The 17,551-nt window shown below is 65.4% G+C and carries 14 protein-coding genes; 3 read left to right on the top strand and 11 right to left on the bottom strand.

The genetic code is table 11. The features are described 5' to 3' along the window. Positions 1-53: 53 nt before the first annotated feature. From ACLP4W_RS28685 to ACLP4W_RS28715, 7 genes are all read right to left on the bottom strand, one after another. A complete protein-coding gene (locus ACLP4W_RS28685; RefSeq protein WP_442390747.1) occupies positions 54-1,586 on the bottom strand; it encodes a virulence factor Mce family protein in 1,533 nt (510 codons plus the stop codon). Next, on the bottom strand, positions 1,583-3,121 hold the full coding sequence (locus ACLP4W_RS28690; protein ID WP_442390749.1) for an MCE family protein: 1,539 nt from the start codon (positions 3,119-3,121) through the stop codon (positions 1,583-1,585). Before ACLP4W_RS28690 ends, ACLP4W_RS28685 begins: the two co-directional genes overlap by 4 nt. After that, positions 3,118-4,149, bottom strand: coding sequence for a virulence factor Mce family protein (locus ACLP4W_RS28695; RefSeq protein WP_442390751.1), 1,032 nt, complete (start codon positions 4,147-4,149; stop codon positions 3,118-3,120). The genes ACLP4W_RS28690 and ACLP4W_RS28695 overlap by 4 nt, the downstream gene beginning before the upstream one ends. After that, on the bottom strand, positions 4,146-5,360 hold the full coding sequence (locus ACLP4W_RS28700; protein WP_442390753.1) for an MCE family protein: 1,215 nt from the start codon (positions 5,358-5,360) through the stop codon (positions 4,146-4,148). The genes ACLP4W_RS28695 and ACLP4W_RS28700 overlap by 4 nt, the downstream gene beginning before the upstream one ends. Before the next feature lie 5 nt (positions 5,361-5,365). After that, positions 5,366-6,235: an ABC transporter permease gene (locus ACLP4W_RS28705; protein WP_442390755.1), complete on the bottom strand. Its 870-nt coding sequence runs from the start codon at positions 6,233-6,235 to the stop codon at positions 5,366-5,368. Then, positions 6,236-7,033, bottom strand: a complete 798-nt coding sequence (locus ACLP4W_RS28710; protein ID WP_442390757.1) for an MlaE family ABC transporter permease — start codon at positions 7,031-7,033, stop codon at positions 6,236-6,238. Positions 7,034-7,283: 250 nt separating this feature from the next. Continuing rightward, a complete protein-coding gene (locus ACLP4W_RS28715; protein WP_442390759.1) occupies positions 7,284-8,006 on the bottom strand; it encodes a FadR/GntR family transcriptional regulator in 723 nt (240 codons plus the stop codon). 232 nt (positions 8,007-8,238) lie between these two features. Between ACLP4W_RS28715 and ACLP4W_RS28720 the strand changes: the two genes are divergently transcribed. After that, positions 8,239-10,629: a lysylphosphatidylglycerol synthase transmembrane domain-containing protein gene (locus ACLP4W_RS28720; protein WP_442390761.1), complete on the top strand. Its 2,391-nt coding sequence runs from the start codon at positions 8,239-8,241 to the stop codon at positions 10,627-10,629. A gap of 8 nt (positions 10,630-10,637) precedes the next feature. On the opposite strand, the gene ACLP4W_RS28725 is transcribed toward ACLP4W_RS28720, so the two are convergent. After that, positions 10,638-13,274 carry a GH92 family glycosyl hydrolase gene (locus ACLP4W_RS28725; RefSeq protein WP_442390763.1) on the bottom strand — a complete coding sequence of 879 codons (2,637 nt, stop codon included), beginning with the start codon at positions 13,272-13,274 and terminating at the stop codon, positions 10,638-10,640. Between the two features lie 215 nt (positions 13,275-13,489). On the opposite strand from ACLP4W_RS28725, the gene ACLP4W_RS28730 reads away from it, so the two are divergent. Together ACLP4W_RS28730 and ACLP4W_RS28735 are read left to right on the top strand one after the other, a co-directional pair. Further along, on the top strand, positions 13,490-14,158 hold the full coding sequence (locus tag ACLP4W_RS28730; protein ID WP_442390765.1) for an LpqN/LpqT family lipoprotein: 669 nt from the start codon (positions 13,490-13,492) through the stop codon (positions 14,156-14,158). Positions 14,159-14,260: 102 nt separating this feature from the next. Continuing rightward, positions 14,261-14,746, top strand: a complete 486-nt coding sequence (locus ACLP4W_RS28735) for a hypothetical protein (protein ID WP_442390767.1) — start codon at positions 14,261-14,263, stop codon at positions 14,744-14,746. A 20-nt stretch (positions 14,747-14,766) separates the two neighbouring features. Here ACLP4W_RS28735 and ACLP4W_RS28740 read toward each other — a convergent pair whose 3' ends face one another. The 3 genes from ACLP4W_RS28740 to galT form a co-directional block, all read right to left on the bottom strand. Continuing rightward, entirely contained in the window at positions 14,767-15,528 is a 762-nt protein-coding gene (locus ACLP4W_RS28740) for a Mut7-C RNAse domain-containing protein (RefSeq protein WP_442390769.1), read from the bottom strand. Then, entirely contained in the window at positions 15,519-16,610 is a 1,092-nt protein-coding gene (locus ACLP4W_RS28745; protein WP_442390771.1) for a galactokinase, read from the bottom strand. The genes ACLP4W_RS28740 and ACLP4W_RS28745 overlap by 10 nt, the downstream gene beginning before the upstream one ends. Continuing rightward, on the bottom strand, positions 16,607-17,551 hold a 945-nt coding region (gene galT / locus ACLP4W_RS28750; protein WP_442390773.1), incomplete at its 5' end, for a galactose-1-phosphate uridylyltransferase. The genes ACLP4W_RS28745 and galT, both read right to left, overlap by 4 nt.

Here is a 17,551-nt window from a genome sequence, read left to right on the forward strand (position 1 = left end):
CAACGTCCATCGGTTCGGCTTGCCGTTCGCGCTCACCGCGCTCACACCGCGCCTCACTGGCCCGGCCCTGGCTGTGCGGCGGTGCTTTCAGCTGGACGTGGTGGCGGCGCGGGTTGCGGGTACCACGGTGGCGGCAGCGGATCGCTCTCGTCGTAGGCATTGGGCGGTCCGGGCAGGTTGGTTCCCGGCGGCGGGGGTGTGATATCGGGTCCGCCCATGAGCTCGGCCAGCGATTCCGGCGTCAGCATGTTGGCCGTGAACGGCTGAACCTGCGCGCCCTGCATCCCGGGCGCGACGACCCAGCCCGGTTCATGGTTGCCGTGCGAAAACGGTGTGTCCCGCGAGAAGATCCCCGGGACGGTGGTGTCCTTGTACCCGGGCGGCGGGCGCAGCCGCTCCTCGGAGTACGCCACCTCCTTGGGCAAGGTGGCCGCCGAGCTGAACAAGTTCACGCCGGCCGGTACGTAATTGAACTTGATGGCGTCCAGAACCGGCGCCAGATACTGCGCGCACAGCTCGGCCGAATCCTGATAGCCCAGTCGGCTGCCGGCCTGGATGGCACCGCAGATGAACTGAATCGGATTCGCGAAGTTCGGGAACGCGAACAAGCCCGCCAGCGAGCCCTGCAGCGGGTGGTAGAGGTTGTTGAAGTTGCTCGCATACGTGGGCAGCACATGTAACGCGGTTTCCAAGCCGTCCCGCGGCTCGGGTTGCAGGAGCGTGGTGGTGGCGTCGGCGAGGTTGTTGACATCATGAGCCAGCACGGATCTGTTGTCGCTCACGAACTTTCGTGCGGCGACTAGCACATCGTCGATCCGCTTGACCGTGTTGGCCACGTCCTGGTCGGAGTTGGTGAACCAGTCGGTGAACTGGGCCAGGTTGTCGTTGAGTGCGACGAACTGTTGATCGTTCTGGTACAGCGCGCTGACGAACTGCGCCAGGCTTCGCGTGATTGCGACGAAGTCCCCTCGGCCCTCGTTCAACGCGGTCAACGCTTGCGACAAGTTATTCAGGGTTTCGTTGACCTGCTTGCCCTTGCCGGCCAGGTTGTCCGCGGCCGATTCGATGAGGTCGCCGAACGGCCCCTTCGGCTGCTGCGCAGTGGGACCGAGCTGCCGCAGGATGCCGTTGATGGAGTCACGCAGCTGATCCCACTCGACGGGCACCTGGGTGCGGTCGATCGGGATCACCGCGCCATCCTTCAGCACCGGCCCGCCAGTGTAGGGCGGTGACAATTGAATGGTGCGCGAGGCCACTAGACTCGGGTTGAGGATCGACGCGGTGGCCTTGGCGGGCACCTTGTACTTGTTGCCGTAGTGCAAGGTGACTCGCATCTGGTCGCCGGCCGGCTCGATCTTGTCGATCGAACCGACCCGTACACCCATGATCTGAACTTTGTCGCCCGGGTACAGCGCGAGGGTCTCGGAAAAATACGCAACCACGGTAGTGGTGGTCAGTTTCCTGTAGAGCTGCGCGCCGACGACAGCCGCGACGACGGCCAGAACCGCCACCAGCGCTCCGACGATCACTGCCTTACCGGACACTTTCGGCAGTCGAAGGTTGTGGATGTCGAAGATCGTGCTCATTGGTTGCTATCTCCCGTTCCGCCGGGCGTGATGAACGGGGCCGGCAGCTGTGGCCCAGGTCCCGGAGGTGCATGGCCCGGTGGAGGACCCGGTTGCGAGGGGTTGGGGCCGGCAGCCGGCCCCGGCAGTTCCGTACGTGCGCCCGGAGGCGCGTGCGCCGGCAGCGGCACCGGGGTGCCGGGAACGTCGGGCGGCGTATCACCTGGCCGGCCCGCGATCGGTATGCCGGGTGTGGGCGGCAGACCGTTGGGGTTCGGCGGCGACGTCTGGACGTCGACCGGCGCCGGAAAACCGCCCGGGCCCGGGCCAAACGGGCCTTGATCGGACATCGCGCAGGGCAACGGATTTGCGGGCCGCGGCGGGCTGTCAGCAGGCGGCGTGTACGAACACGGCGACCCTGGCGGGACGGCTGGTCCCGGATGGTCCGGCGTGCCCTCCAGCACCGGCGGCGCCGCCGGCGGCGCGCCGTTGGGGAACCGGGCGCCGTTAGGGTCCGGCCAGCGCAACGCCGGCAGGCCGGCGCTGCGCCAGAAGTTCTCCGGGTCGATGCCCCGCTTCTTGAACGCCGCGTCAACCCACGGCTGAAGGATCTGAGGGGGCAGGAGATTCGCCACGATCGCCATGAAGTACGGCCCGGAACCGACGGCCTCTGCCAGCGACGCGGTGTATCTGCTGAGCAGTACCAGCACATCGGCCAGTTCCTTCTTGCGCTTGACCAGCTCGTCGCTGACCGTGCTCAACTGCTGCAGCACATGGTTGAGGTTGGGGTTTTCCCGGATCAGGCCGGAAACCTGGGTCGACACCGCCGACACGTTGCTCAGCAGAATACTCAGCGCCTGGCTGCGTTCCCTGAAGGCAGCCAGCAGAGTCTTGGCATTGACCAGCAACCCGTTGACCTGTTCGCTGCGGTCGCCCAGCACGCGCGCGACCTTGTCGGCGTTCACCAGCAGCTGCTTGATCTGCTCGTCGCGTTTGCCGAGGGTGTCGGAGAATTTGGCCACACCGTCGAGGGCGGCACTCAGATGCGGAGCAGTCTGATCGAAGGTCTCCGACAAAATACTCAGCGAACGTTTGACGACGTCGATGTTCCAGTCCGTCGCCGCCTTCGTTACATCGACGAACGCGTTGTAGATTTGGTATGGCGTCGTGGTCTGCCCCGAGGGAAGGACGCCGTTGGGCCGCAACGGATCTGAACCTCGCGGTTCGATCTCCATGTTCTTGCGGCCGAGAAAGGTATCGGTGCGGATCGCCGCACGGCTCTGCGTCCCGATCGTTTTGCCGGCCAACGAGAATCCGATCAGGACCTTATCGCCGCGGATCTCCAGCGAGCGCACCAGACCGACGTTCACCCCGGCGATTTCCACTTTGTCGCCCGCGCTGATGCCGCCAGTGTCGGCGAATTGCGCGTAGTAGGCGGGTGTGGCGAACAGCATCGGCACACTGGTGAAGCTTTGCGCCACCCCAACCACGAGCAGCGTGACCACCGCACCCATCAGCCCGACGCGGCCGCGGTTGAATTCCGTCAGGGTCCTCATTGCGGCGTGCACCTCCCGGTGGGCTGTCCGAAGAGCTTGACAATGCGTACCGGACCGCCGGGCTGTAATCCGTTGATTTTCAGCGAGATATCGCACAGGTAGAAGTTGAAGAAGTCGCCGTAGGTGCCGCCGGCACGGCCGATGATGCGGTAGGCGTCCGGCAGCTTGGCCAGCACACCGTCCAGAGCCGGCAGTTCGTTTATGATCGGCTGCTGGATGCCCCCGAGGTATCCGACGGTGCTGTGCAGCAGGGGCCGGTCCTCACCCAGCAGGTCGGCCAGGGTTCCTGCGGCGTCGCTGATATCTGCCACCGCCGCGGCCAGCGGATCGGCCCTGTTCTTCAGTCCGGTGATCAGCACCTCTAACTTGTCGACCGTTCGGTCGAACTCGTTCTGATGCTTGACGGCGGTGGCCAGCACGGTGTTCAAGTTGTTGATGACCTCGCCGATCGCCCGGTCCCGGCCGGCCAGCGTCGCGGTCAATGAAGCGGTCTGGTCGAGGATGTCGTTGATGGTGGCGCCCTGCCCTTGGAACACGGTGATGATCGACTGGGCGATGCTGTTGACCTTGTCCGGGTCCAAAGCCTTGAAAAGCGGCCGGAACCCGCCGATCAGCGCGTCGAGATCCAATGCCGGCTGGGTGTGCTCGAGCGGGATCGTGGCACCCGGGGCTAGCCGATGACCGCTGTCGCCGTGTTTGAGCTCCAGGTAGCGATCGCCGATCAGGTTGAGGTAGCGGATCGACGCGGTCGTTGCCTGATCCAGCGGCAGCGAGCGGTCCACGGCGAAGTCGACCAACACCCGCCGGTCCCCGTCGATCAGCGTCACCTTGGAGACCTTGCCGACCTCCACCCCCGCGGCCCGGACGAACTGCCCGGCCCGCAGCCCGCTGGCATTGGTGAACAACGCCGAGTACCCGGTGGTGCGGTTGAACCGCACCTGGCCAAACACAACGATGATCATCACGGTGAACAGCAAGAGGACCGACCAGAAGATGCCGAGTTTGATTGCCGTGCCAGTTGTTTTCATGGGTTGATCGTGTTCTCCCCGTATTGGCGTCCCCAGACGTACTCGGTGAACATCGGCTGACCGAGGTCGAAGTGGTTGTACGGCGCGAGGCTGGCGCCGGTGTCCATCACCAGATACGGCGCCGGCCACAATTCCCGGGTGATGGTCTGCCAGCAGCCCGGCTGTCCACCCGGTCCACCGTGGGCGTTCACCCGCGGCAGATTGTCCGGATAGACATATGGGTTGGGCGCTCCCGTGATCGTCCCGGCGCCTGTCAGCGAATAGCCGTTGCCGCCAACCGCGTTCGCGACTTTGGGCGCGGCGTCGTGGAAGTTGCGGACCATGCAGAACAGTTCGGGGCTGTAGGTGTCGAGCAGCGCAGCGGTGGGTACCAGATCGGCGGCACCGCGCGCCAGATACGGCCCGCCGCGAGCGAAGATGTCTTCGCCGGTGTTGCCCGCGCCCACCGCCGCCAACAGCGCGGCATCCAGATCGCGCTGTTGCCCGGTCAGTGTGCGCGCGGTGGTCACCGCGTTCTGCAGAAAGTTCCACAAATCCGGCGATGCACGGGAATAGATCTCGCCGAGATCCGCCAGCCGCTGCGCGTCGTACCGAAGCTGTGGCATCCGCGGATTCAACTGCGCCAGAATGTGATTACCGTTGACGATCGACTCTCCGAACTTGCTGCCCAGCCCATTCAGCGCCTGCGCCAGCGCGGACAACGTCGCGTTCAGCTCGACCGGATCCACCTTCTCGGCGATCGAGGTGACCGTCTCGAACAAAGTGTTGAACTCGGTGGTCACCGACCGCACGTCAATAACATCATGCGACGAGATCCGCCGCGGCTCTGGATTTTCCGGTGAAGTGAGCGACACGTATTTGTTGCCGAACAGCGTGGCCGCCTCGATATTGGCCACCACATTGGCCGGAATCAGCATGATGAACTTCGGATTCACGTTCAACACCAGCTTGGCCGCCGGCTTGCCGTCACGCTCGATCTCCGAGATGCCGGCCACCCGGCCGATCTCCACCCCGTTGTAGGTGACTTTCGATCCCGGTTCCATCACCAGCCCCGCCCGCGAAGCCACCATTGTCAGCTCGGTCTTTGGCGTGAAATCGCCCCGAAACTGCAAGTACACCAATACAAGAACCAACGCACCGGCTAACAACATGACCACGCCCTCCAGGTACACCCACGCGCGGCGGTTCTTCCGCGTCATCGGCGTCGTCATGGCGGTTACACCGTGAGATTGAAGTTCGGGTCGACGCCATAGAGCGCCAACTGGGCCAGCAGGACAACAACCACCACCGAGACCAGCGAGAAACGCATCGATCGACCGACGGCCTGGCCGACGCCGACCGGGCCACCGCTTGCGGTGTATCCGTAGTAGCAATGGGTGATCATCACCACCACCGCGATGATCACGACCTCCAGCACCGACCAAGCCACATCCTCTGGGCGCAGGAAGGTGCGGAAGTAGTGCTCGTAAGTGCCGTTCGACTGTCCATAGAACACCGTTGTGACGACCTGGCCCGACGTGAAAGCCATATCGAGAGCCAGAGCGTACAGCGGCACGATCACCGCCAGCCCACCCAGAATCCGGGTGGAGACCAAGAACGAGATCGACTTGATGCCCATGACTTCCAGCGCGTCGATCTCCTCACTTATCCGCATGGCACCCAACTGGGCGGTGGCGCCGGCGCCGACCGTGGCGGCTAGCGTGACACCGGCGACGATGGGCGCAGCGACGCGCGTGTTGGCCAGTGCGGCAAAGAATCCGGTGAACGCCTCGACACCGATGTTGCCCAGCGACGCGAACCCCTGGATGGCGATCAGCGAACCGCCGGACAATGTCACAAAACCGATGATCGCGACCGTGCCGCCGACGACGGCCATCGCGCCGGTGCCCATGCCGATCTCGGCGACTAGCCGCAGCGTCTCCCTGCGGTAGCGGCGCAGCGCCCAGCCGACCTGCCCGACGCTGAGTCGCGTGAACCTCGCGAAAATCCCGATCTGCTCAAGTCTTCGGGCCGCGCCGCCGCCATATCGGTTGAGGTTGGCGACCGTCCGCGGGTAGCGGGCGCGCAGTAGGACAGCAGTCGACATCTAGCGCCCCGTCCCGAACCGCACGCCGATCGTGGTCAGTACCACGTTGACCGCGAACAGCGCGATCACGCACAACACCAGCGTCTCGTTGACGGCGATGCCAACGCCCTTGGGGCCGCCCTTCGTGGTCAGCCCGCGGTAACAGCCGACCAGGCCGGCGATCGCACCGAACGTGGCCGACTTGACCACGGAGATGATCACCTCGGGCAAGCCGGTAACCAGGGTCAGCGTGCTGACGTACGCGCCGGCCGAAACGTGTTGGATGTAGACACCGAACACGAAACCGCCGACCAGGCCGATGGTTATCACCGCGCCGTTGAGCAGCGTGGCGACGATCGTCGCGGCGACGACGCGGGGCACCACCAGTCGGTGGATGGGGTCGATGCCGAGGACCTCCATCGCATCGATCTCCTCACGGATGGTGCGGGCGCCCAGGTCGGCGCAGATGGCCGTCGATCCGGCGCCGGCTATCACCAGCACGGTGGTCAGCGGCCCCAGCTGCGTGACCGCACCCAGCGCAGCGCCCGCGCCTGAGATGTCGGCGGCGCCGAACTCGGCCAACAGGATGTTGAGCGTGAAGATGATGAGCACGGTCAGCGGAATCGAGACCGCGAGGGTTGGCAGTAACGAGACACTCGTAATGAACCAGCCCTGCTCGATCGCCTCACGCCACTGGAAGGGCCGTCGAAACAGCGCCTTACCCGTCAGCACACACGTCCGGTAGAACCCGCCGACCGCGTCGACCCCGGGCTGGATCTGGCCGCGGAGATAGGTGGTGATCGCGGTGTGGGTGCTCATCGACACAACCCCTCGGCGTAACCACCGACGATGCCGGCCGGTATGTCGCGCAAGATGTGGTCAGGCGCTTTGTTGATTCGCAACCCTGCTCGCAGTAAGGCAAGAGCCCGAAAAGCGAACTTCTGAGCTCGATTTCGAATTCTGGGTCGTCGAGGGCGATTTTGGCGCCATTCCCCCGAGCTATGAAGCAACCGTTCTTGATGTCGCCTATTTTGCGGCGCGTCAACGCCGGTGCGCGGCGTCGAAACGCTCATTGCCGATTCCCCGGGCTGTCCAGTACGTCCATCAATGTTGCGTTCGAGAGCGCAAGTAAGTCGTGGGCAGCTTTCTTCGCTGCGGCGCCATCACCATCGCAGATCGCATCGGCCAATTCCCGGTAGGCATCTGGACGCTTGACCTCAGCGGTCATGGCGGTGGGCAGGCCAGCAAGCGCCGGCTCATAAACAGCGCGAAATGCGTTGTACATCAACCGGAATACGATCGAGCCGGCGCTGTCGACCACATGATCCCAGAACGCGAGCGCGTGGCGTTGCCACTCGATCGGATCTTGCTCGGTCTCCAGCGTGCGCAGCGAATCCTCAAGCAATTCAGCCAACTCAGGTCCGTGCCGTTCGGCCGCCAGCTCCGCGACCTTCGGACCGTTGCGCAGCCGGGCCTCGAGGATGCTGCGGACAACAGAGATGTCGAGCTCACCATTGCGAAACAGCAACCGGGGCAGCAGGTCCAGGCCGGCGTGCTGTCGGAAGTCACGCACGGTGGTGACGCCGCCTTGGCGCACCTCGACCAGACCGGCCGCCGAAAGCCGCTTAAGCCCCTCACGGACAGCGGGCCGGGATACCCCGAGGACCTCCGCCAACCGGCGCTCGCTGGGCAACGCCTCACCGGGCTGCATCTCCCCGCTGAGCACATCGGCAGCGATCTGCTCAAAAACCTCTTCGGGCACCGATCGACGATGCACCGGCTGCAGCGCCATGCCCCCAGTGTGGCTGGTAATTGGTTAGACGTCAAGTGGTCAGACCGCTAGCCACCAGACCATCTGTCGGGCCGCTGAGCCCCCGCGCTGACTCACCAAAAAGGTCCGCTCAGTCCCTTTTGGGTCCGATTTGTTGCCTCATCGAATGCACACAGCAGCCCTGCGACGCAGGTATCCGGCTAAGTTGTCGAAGGGCCGCTATCGGCGCGGCCCCGATCCGAAGGATCTCGACATGCGAGTTGACGGGCGCGAAATCAGCGTTTCGGGCAGCTTGCTGCAACCGCTGACCCGGCGGACCAACGACATCATCCGGCTCGCCGCCAGCGTCGTCTTCCTGGTTGTGGTGATCACGAGTTCACTGATCACCCGCCCGCGGTGGGACGAGTTGGAGAAATCCATCTCGCAGATCGTCGGGGTCCTGTCCCCCAGACAATCCGACCTGGTCTACCTCGGATACGGCATCGTGATTCTGGCCTTACCTTTCATGATCCTGCTCGGGCTGATCGTCGCCCGGCAATGGAAACTGCTCGGCGCGTATGCGGCCGCCGCGTTCCTTGCGGCTCTCCCGCTATCGCTAGGTGGCAACGGCTTTGCGGCACCCCGATGGCACTTCGACCTCTCAGAACGTCTGCAGACCGTGCTGGCCCAGTTCCTCGACGACCCCCGCTGGATCGCGATGCTCGCGGCGGTGCTGACGGTGTCGGGTCCCTGGTTGCCCGCGCGCTGGCGCCGCTGGTGGTGGACGCTGCTGCTCGCATTCGTGCCGATCCACCTCATTGTCAGCGCCATCGTGCCGGCCCGCTCCTTGCTGGGTCTGGCGGTCGGGTGGGTCGTCGGCGCGTTGGTCGTCCTGGTCGTCGGCACGCCCGCTCTCGAGGTGCCGCTGGATGGTGCGGTTCGCGCAATGGCCAAACGCGGATTCGTCGTGTCGGGGCTTCGGGTGGTCCGGCCGGCCGGGCCCGGGTCAATCGTTCTCGCGGCCACGGCCTGGGATCCCGATGCCCCGGCACCGCCCGAGGCGGCGATCGAGTTGTACGGCCCGCATCAGCGCAGCGGCGGCGCACTGCTCCAGCTCTGGCGCAAGCTGCGACTGCGGGGCAGTGAGACCGCGCCCCTGGTGGCCTCGATGCGCCGCGCCGTCGAGCATCGCGCGCTGATGACCATTGCCATCGGCGACGTGGGCGTCGCCAACACGTCCACGATCGCTGTCGCGACACTTGACCGAGGATGGATGCTGTACGCGCATAAGCCGGTCCGGGGGATTCCGCTCGACCAATGCGCGAAGACGACGCCGGTTTCCCACGTCTGGGATTCACTGCAGGCCCTCAACGACCGCCAAATCTCCCACGGAGACCTGCGCAGCAACGAGATCACAGTCGACGACGGCACCGTGCTATTCGGTGGGTTCGGCAGCGCCGAATACGGCGCCACCGACACCCAACTCCAATCCGACATCGCTGCGCTCCTGGTAACCACGTCGGCGCTGTATGACCCCGAGGCCGCGGTGGGCGCCGCGATCGAGGCGTTCGGCAAAGACACCGTCCTGGACGCATCGCGCCGGCTCACCAAATCCGCTGTGCCAAAACGAATTCGGCAATCCATGGCAGACGCTGGTGCCGTCATCTCCGCTGCACGCGCGGAGGTGAAGCGTCAAACCGGTGCGGATCAGATCAAAACCGAAACCATCACCCGGTTCACCCGCAGGCAAGTCATTCAGCTGGTGCTGCTCGTCGCGCTGGTCTATGTCGCGTATCCGTTCATCAGCACCGTGCCGACGTTCTTTTCCCAACTAAGTAGGGCGAACTGGTGGTGGGCACTCCTGGGCTTAGTGATATCGGCGTCGACGTACGTGGGCGCGGCAGCCGCTTTGTGGGCGAGCGCCGACGAATCGGTGACCTTCTGGAAGCTATCAATAGCCCAGGTGGCCAACACTTTTGCCGCAACCACTACGCCGGCCGGGGTCGGTGGCCTCGCACTCAGCGCGCGGTACTTGCAGAAGGGGGGAGGGCTGTCGGCGGTGCGAGCCACGACTGCGGTGGCGCTGCAGCAAGCGGTGCAGGTGATCATGCACGTTTTGTTGCTGATCCTGTTCAGCACCGTTGCGGGCGCGTCGATGGACCTCTCGCATTTCGTACCGAACGCCACGGTGCTGTACCTGATCGCGGGTGTGGCGCTGGGCATCGTCGGCGCATTTCTGTCGGTACCGAGGCTGCGGCGTTGGCTGGCGACGGACCTGCGTCCGAGACTGAAGGACTTAGGCAACGACCTCGTCGAGGTTGCCCGGGAACCGAAACGACTGGGGCTGATCGTGCTCGGTTGCGCCGGAACGACTCTCGGCGCCGCATTGGCGCTGTGGTGCAGCGTCGAAGCCTTCGGCGGCGGCGCGACGTTCGTCACCTGCACCGTGGTGACAATGGTCGGCGGAACGCTGGCCTCAGCCGCCCCGACGCCCGGTGGCGTCGGGGCCGTGGAAGCCGCGCTGATCGGTGGTCTGGCCGCCTTCGGCGTACCCGCGGCCACTGGGGTGCCGTCGGTTCTGCTGTATCGGGTGCTCACCTGCTGGCTACCCGTCTTCGTCGGCTGGCCGGTGATGCGGTGGCTGACCGAGAACGAGATGGTCTGAGGGGCCGGTCAGGATTCGTCGGACTCGGCCTGGGCGACGACCAGGACGGTTGATCTCCGGACGCTCTCGCCAACCGTCGTGGTGAGAAAGACCAGGTAATACTCCTCGGGCACCGACCGCGCCACCGTGATCTCGACGTCAACCGCGGCCGATCCGTCCGAGTCGAACTGTCCGGACGCGGGCGCCACCCTGATCCCGGTGTCAGACGACGTGCCGGTGATGGTGTAACCGCCCGCGCCATCGATCATCCGTTGCGCGTCGACTTTCACGACGCCCGTGCTTCCCGGAGCGATCGTGACCATGGGCTGGGAGACGTTGACGGTCACCGCCGAACTGCCCGCACCGAATGACGGTGGCGCGGAGGACTCCGCGGTGCCCCAGACCTTGTCCGGGTGGGCGGAGAGCGAGAACGTGAGGTCGCCGCCGGTGTGGATGAGCGACTCCGGAATCCACGTGTGATTGGTGGGATGGCCGTCGATGCTCAGGCCGCTGATGTACTTCAAGTGGCGCGGCCCCGATGCGCCCGGGGCGGAGATCCGAATGGATTTGCCTCCCGGAAGTGCGATTACGGCGCGATCGAACAGCGGCGCGCTCACGGTGAGGATCGGCGTTCCCGGGGTGATCGGGTACAGGCCGAGGGCGGCCCAAACGTACCAGCTCGCCATCGCGCCGAGGTCGTCGTTGCCCGGCTCGCCGTCGGGCTCCGGACCGAACAGCCCGCGCACCCGGTCGACCGTGTGCTGGGTCTTCCATGGTTGACCGATGTAGTTGTATAGCCACGGCACCTCGAAGGTCGGCTCGTTACCGGCCCAGAGATACGGCTCATCGGGGCCCACGTTCAGCTCTTTCGTGAAGCGGTCGAGCCGGCCGGCCACCGACGCGCGGCCGCCGAGCGCGGTCACCAGGCCGGCGACGTTATGCGGCACCCACCAGACGTATTGCTCGGCGTTGCCCTCGTCGTATCCGTCCTGGCCGAAGCCCGTGGGATTGTGCACGAAACCCGGGCCGGGGCGGAAGAACCCCATCGTGCCGCGGGGCGAGATGTACCGGGTACTGGGGTTGAACAGGTTCTGCCAGTACTGCGCCCGATTCTGAAATTCGGCGGCGGTCGCTGTGTCGCCGAGCGATTGGGCGAATCGGGAGATGGCGAAGTCGTCGACCGACCATTCGAGCGTGATCGAGGCGTCGGCGATCCAGCCGCCGTTGCCAAACTCCAACGTGTGCGGTGCGTATCCCAGCTCCTGATAGGTGGCGATGCCCGGCCGCTCCACGTAGCCGTCCAGCCCGTCACCGCCTTTGGTCGCCGCGTTGACCATGTAGTGCAGCGCCGTATGTAGGTCGAAGTCCTCGGCTCCGTAGGCGTAAAAGTTCGCGATGAGCGGTACCACGCTGTCCCCGCTCATCTCGGCGGTCGCCGAATTCGCTAGCGCCCAACGCGGAAACGATCCACTCTGCTCGGCGTCGTTGACGAGCGACTGGGCCATGTCGCTGGCCTGCTTGGGGAAGAGCAGTGCCTGCAGGGCCGCCAGGCTCCGGTAAGTGTCCCAGTCGGAAAAGTTGGTGTACTGGGTGCGCCCGTTGGCCACGGTGTGGATGGAGCCATCGAATCCGATGTAGCGTCCGTCCGCGTCGTTGAAGGTGTTGGGGTGTAACAGTGACCGGTACAGGGAGGTATAGAAGGTATCCAGATTGCCAACGTTCCTGCCGGCCACCGCGATACGGGACAGCGCCGCGTTCCATTGGGACAGCGCTGCGGCGCGGGTGGCGTCGAAGCCGGCTCCGCCCTCGGCCGCCAGGTTCGCCCGCGCCCCGTCGACGCTGACGTAGGAGATCGCGGTCCGCACCTCGAGCGTCGAGCCGGCCGGGAACTCCACGTAGCCCCCGCTGTAAGGGGAAGCCGCGCTGCGGGCACCGGCGTCGACGGAATAGCCATCCCAGGCGCCGTAGGAGGTGAACGGCTGGCTGAACTTCATGGCGAAATACACGGTGTAGGTGTTTTTCTTGCCGCAGAATCCGCCGCTGGTCGCCCATCCGGTGATGGTGGTGTTGTCCTCGCCGATCTGGATGGCCGCGCGGGAATTGCCCGCCAGTGACGCGCCGGAGCGCACATGGAACAGGGCGGCCCGACCGTTATGTGGATAGCGGAACCGGCCGATGCCGGTGCGGGTGGTGGCGCTGAGTTCCGCGGTCACCCCGGTGCTTGGGAACCGCACCGTGTAGTAGCCCGGCGCGCCCTTCTCGGTGTCGTCGTGGGCGATCCTTTCCCAGGCGTTCCACGGCTGCGAACCGATCGCGGTAGTGGTCGGCAGCATTGAGATGTCGCCGAACGCGGGACAGCCCACCGATGCGTGGGTCATGCTGAACCCGGTGGAACGCGGGTTCTCGTAGCTGTAGCCGGCGTAGTTGCCGACGGTGTCCGGCGAGTACTGCACCATGCCGAACGGCACCGAGGCGCCGGGGAAGTTGTTGATCTCCCCCACCCAGTGACCGCCGGTCCCGGTGCCGATGAGCGTGTCGACGTGGTCGGCTGGATTCGCGACTAACGCGGGCTCGCCGTCGTAAGCAATGGGCGGGGCCGCCGCAATGAACGTCATGAAGATAGCCGCGGCCGCGAGAAGCGCGATGAGGGCCCGTCGTGACCGCATAGCTGTCTCTTACTGCATAACCATCTCTTCGCGTGGTATTTCGACAGGGATTCTTGGCAGCGATCCGCGAGCCCAGGGATGACCCACGGATGACCCCCCATATGACGGAGGCAAAAGTTGGCGGGTTCGACTAGCAACCGTCGGCACCGACTTCGGCTAGTCTCATTCCGCGTGGCTGGCGCTGGTACCAGCCCAATTTTCGGGAGATGCACTAGATGAAATACTTCACCGCGGCAACCGTTGCTGTGGCGCTGAGTCTGGCGCTGGTGGGTTGCGGCTCCAACAAGACATCGACATCGACATCGACCTCCACTTCGACCTCAACCTCGACGACAACGTCGACGACCAGCGCGACACCGGGTGCGCAGGCCCACAAAACCATCGCCGACTACGTCACCGAGAACCACATCACGGAGACCCCCATTCACCGGGGCGACGCCGGCTCCCCGACCATCAATCTGCCGATGCCCCCGGGTTGGCAGGTAGCCAACGACAGCTCGGCGTCATACGGTGCCATCGTCTTGAGCCAGCCGGCGAATCCCTCCGATCCACCGACGATCGCGGCGCTCGTCTCCAAGCTCACCGGTGACGTCGACCCGGCGAAGATCATCCAGTACGCCCCGGGCGAGTTGCAGAATCTGCCGGGGTACCAGGGCTCCGGCGACGGAATGGCGTCCACACTCAGCAACTTCCAGGCGTGGCAGATCAGTGGCACATACGTCAAGGACGGCAAGACGCGAAGCGTCGCGCAGAAGACGGTGGTGATTCCCAGCCAGGGTGCGGTGTTCGTGCTTCAGCTCAACGCCGACTCCCTGCAAAGCGATCAAGGCCCGCTGATGGACGCCACCAACGTCATCGACGACCAAACCACGATCGCCCTCTGAGTCACGAGGCGGATGGCGCCGCGGAGATGCACCGCTCCGCGGCGCCCCGCCTCCCGTTTCTTCGCTACGCCGCGACGGTCGGTTGGCCGTACGGTGGTTGGCATGGCAGAACAGTCGTATGCAATCGACGCCGGGCACCCGCCGTCGGCGGTGCTCCGTCTCGTCAACCCGATCCTGAGCTTCCTGCTGCGCACTCCGCTGGCCGGGCCCGCACGCAAGCAGCTCATGGTGTTGAGCTTCACCGGACGAAAGACCGGGCGGCCGTACTCGATTCCGGTGAGTGCCCACCTGATCGACCATGACCTCTACGCGCTGACCGGCGCCCCGTGGAAGCAGAACTTCCGCGGCGGCGCGCCCGCCCGAGTCGTCTACGACGGCAAGACATCCGACATGCGCGGCGAGCTTATCCGCGACCGCACCGTCGTCGCCGACCTGTTTCACCGCTGCACCGAGTCCTATGGCGTGCAGCGCGCACAGCGCATGACGGGACTGAAATTCCGCGACCCCCGAATACCGACGCGCGACGAGTTCGCCGAGGCGGTCGACCGGCTACACCTGGCGGCTGTCAGGTTGACTCCGGCCAAGTAGCGCTCCCCAGCATCACCGGCTCACAGCCGCTGGCGAAGTCTTTCGACGAGTCCGACCAGCCTCGCGTGATGCGACCCGGCCCAGTAGATCCGCCCGCATTCCGAGCACCGGCTGAATTCCTTGTAGTACTGCCGGGTCAACGGTTCGAGCTGATCGATCACCTCGTCTTTGGAGACCACCGCCAAGGTGCCGTTGCACCGCAGGCACCGGGTGAACGGCGCCACCCGTTGCCCCAGGTCCAGTCGTCTTATCACCTCGACCACCTGTTCCTCGGGCTGCTGGGAATGCACGAACAGACCATGGGTGATCGCGCGGCGTTTCAGCAGGCCGCGGTCGCGGGTCAGCAGGATCCGCTGCTGGCCCAGACTGACATCAGCCAGGGTTGCATCGTCGGCGTCACTCGACCACCACACGTCGAAGCCGAGCACTCGAAGCAGTCGCGCGAGACGTCCGAGGTTCACATCCACGACGAACCGCGGATCGCGTAACGGCACCGGGCGCAGCCTGGCCGTCGACCCGACGTCCAGTGCCTCGAACATCGGGTAGGCGGCGATCCGGTCGCCGGCACTAGGTCGGTAGCTGAATCTCTGCGGGGACCCGTTCACCAGGATGAGGTCGACCTCGGTGTGCGGAATGCCCATCGCCTCCAGCACGTCCTTGACCGTCTGATGGCTCCGGAACGGACGGCGCACTGTCACACCCCGCGACTCGGCTGCCAAGAAGTCGTTGAGCTCGGCGTATGCCCGAACGTCAACGTAGCCGACCGGCTCGCTCACCCACATAGCCCCGCGCCCGCGCCCGCGCGGGTCCGGGTGATGATCGGCCGCGGGTTACCCGCATCGGGCACCGTCCGTCGCAGCGCGTCGCCGACCGCGTCCGCGCGGCTGTCCGGCACCAACGCGATCACGCAGCCGCCGAAGCCACCGCCGGTCATCCGGGCGCCCAGAGCACCCGCACGCACCGCGGTATCGGCGATCAGATCGATATGTTCGGTGGTGATTTTGAAGTCGTCACGCATGGAGACGTGTGAAGCGGTCAAGATGCGGCCGGCTTCAACGAAGTCCGAATCACCCAATGCCACAGCAAAATCCAGTACCCTGCCGTTCTCGGTGAGAACGTGGCGTGCGCGGCGGGCATCGATCGGGTTGTTGACCGCGTCCAACGCGGCGCGCCCGCGATCCCAGACCTCACGCAACGATGACGCCCGCAATTCGGCGGCCGCGCGCTCACACGATTTGCGGAGGGCTGCGTATTCGCCGCCGGCGTGACTGTGCCGGGTCCGGGAGTCGATCAGCAGCAGCGCGATTCCACGCGCGTCCGGGTCGAAGGCCACCGGCGCGACGGTGAGGTCGCGAAAGTCGATCAGCAGTGCCGTCGACGGCTGCCCGAACAGCGAGGCCAGCTGATCAAGCAAACCCGTTGGGGCGCAGACATAGTCGTTCTCGGCACGCTGGGCCAGCCGCGCATGCTCGATGGGGTCGATGCGGATGTCGGCGGCCGACGCGATCGCGCCCAGTGCCGCGCATTCAAGCGCGGCCGAGGAAGACAGGCCCGACCCCATCGGGACGTCGCTGCTGATCGACATGGTGCCGCCGGGCACCGGGTGGCCGGCGCCGCGCAGCGCCCACACCACCCCGGCCACGTAGGCGGGCCAGCCGGTCACCTGGCCGGGGACGGTGCCGAGCGGAAACTGCACCGAGCTGTGCGCGCGCTCGCTGTACACGGTGATCGCATCGCTTCTGTCGGGCGTAAACGTCACGATGGTGCGCTGCGGTAACGCGATCGGCAACGCGAACCCCAGGTTGTAGTCGGTGTGCTCCCCGATCAGGTTGATCCTCCCGGGGGCGGCGTACCGGACCGTCATCCGACCTCCCGCAGCCGACGGGCCACACTTTCGGGCGTGACGTCGCTGATGAACGCGTCCATCGCCGACTCGGAGGCCGCCAAGTACTTGAGCTTGGTGGCGCTGCGCCGGATCGACATCAACTCGACGTGGAAGTAGCCGTCAGCCTGGGCGTCGGCGGCGGAGAATTGGTGCAGCGCCGAAATATACGGCAGCGGAGCCGAATACATCCGGTCGAACCGCCCCAGCACGTCGAGGTAAACCCGCGCGAACCCGTCCAGTTCGTCCTCGTCGAGCTCAACAAGGCTGTGCACGAACCTGTTCGGGTAGATGTGCACCTCGACCGGCCAGCGCGCCGCGAACGGCACGAATGCCGTGAACAGCTCGGTGCGCGCCACAACGCGACTGCCGTCGGCGACCTCTCGCGCCAACAGATCGACAAAGAGGTTGCCGCCGTGACGCGTCCGATGTTCGCGCGCCTGTGCCAGCATGGCGGCGGTCCGCGGCGTCAGATAGGGATAGCCGTAGATCTGGCCGTGCGGATGGGTCAGCGTCACCCCGATTTCCTCGCCGCGGTTTTCGAAACAGAACACCTGCTCGATGCCCGGTGTGGCCATCAGGTCGGCGGTGCGGTGCCGCCAGGCCTGCACGACCAGCCGGGCATGCGCCGGTTCCAACTCCGCGAACGACCCGGTGTGCTCGCTGGAAAAACAGATCACCTCGCAGCGGCCGTGCCCCGGGGCGGACACAAAGCCGTCACCGGCAGGCACAAACGCCGGCATCGGATCTAAGGCGCCGGACAGGCTCGGGAACCGGTTCTCGAAGACGACGACGTCGTAGCCGGGGGCGGGCACCTCGCTGGTCAGGCCGGTCGGACCCGGACACAGCGGGCACTGGTCGGCGGGCGGCTTGTAGGTGCGGTCCTGGCGCAGCGCCGCGATGATCACCCACTGTCCCGTTGA

This window comes from Mycobacterium sp., assembly GCF_052145595.1.
In the GTDB taxonomy this organism is placed as follows: domain Bacteria; phylum Actinomycetota; class Actinomycetes; order Mycobacteriales; family Mycobacteriaceae; genus Mycobacterium.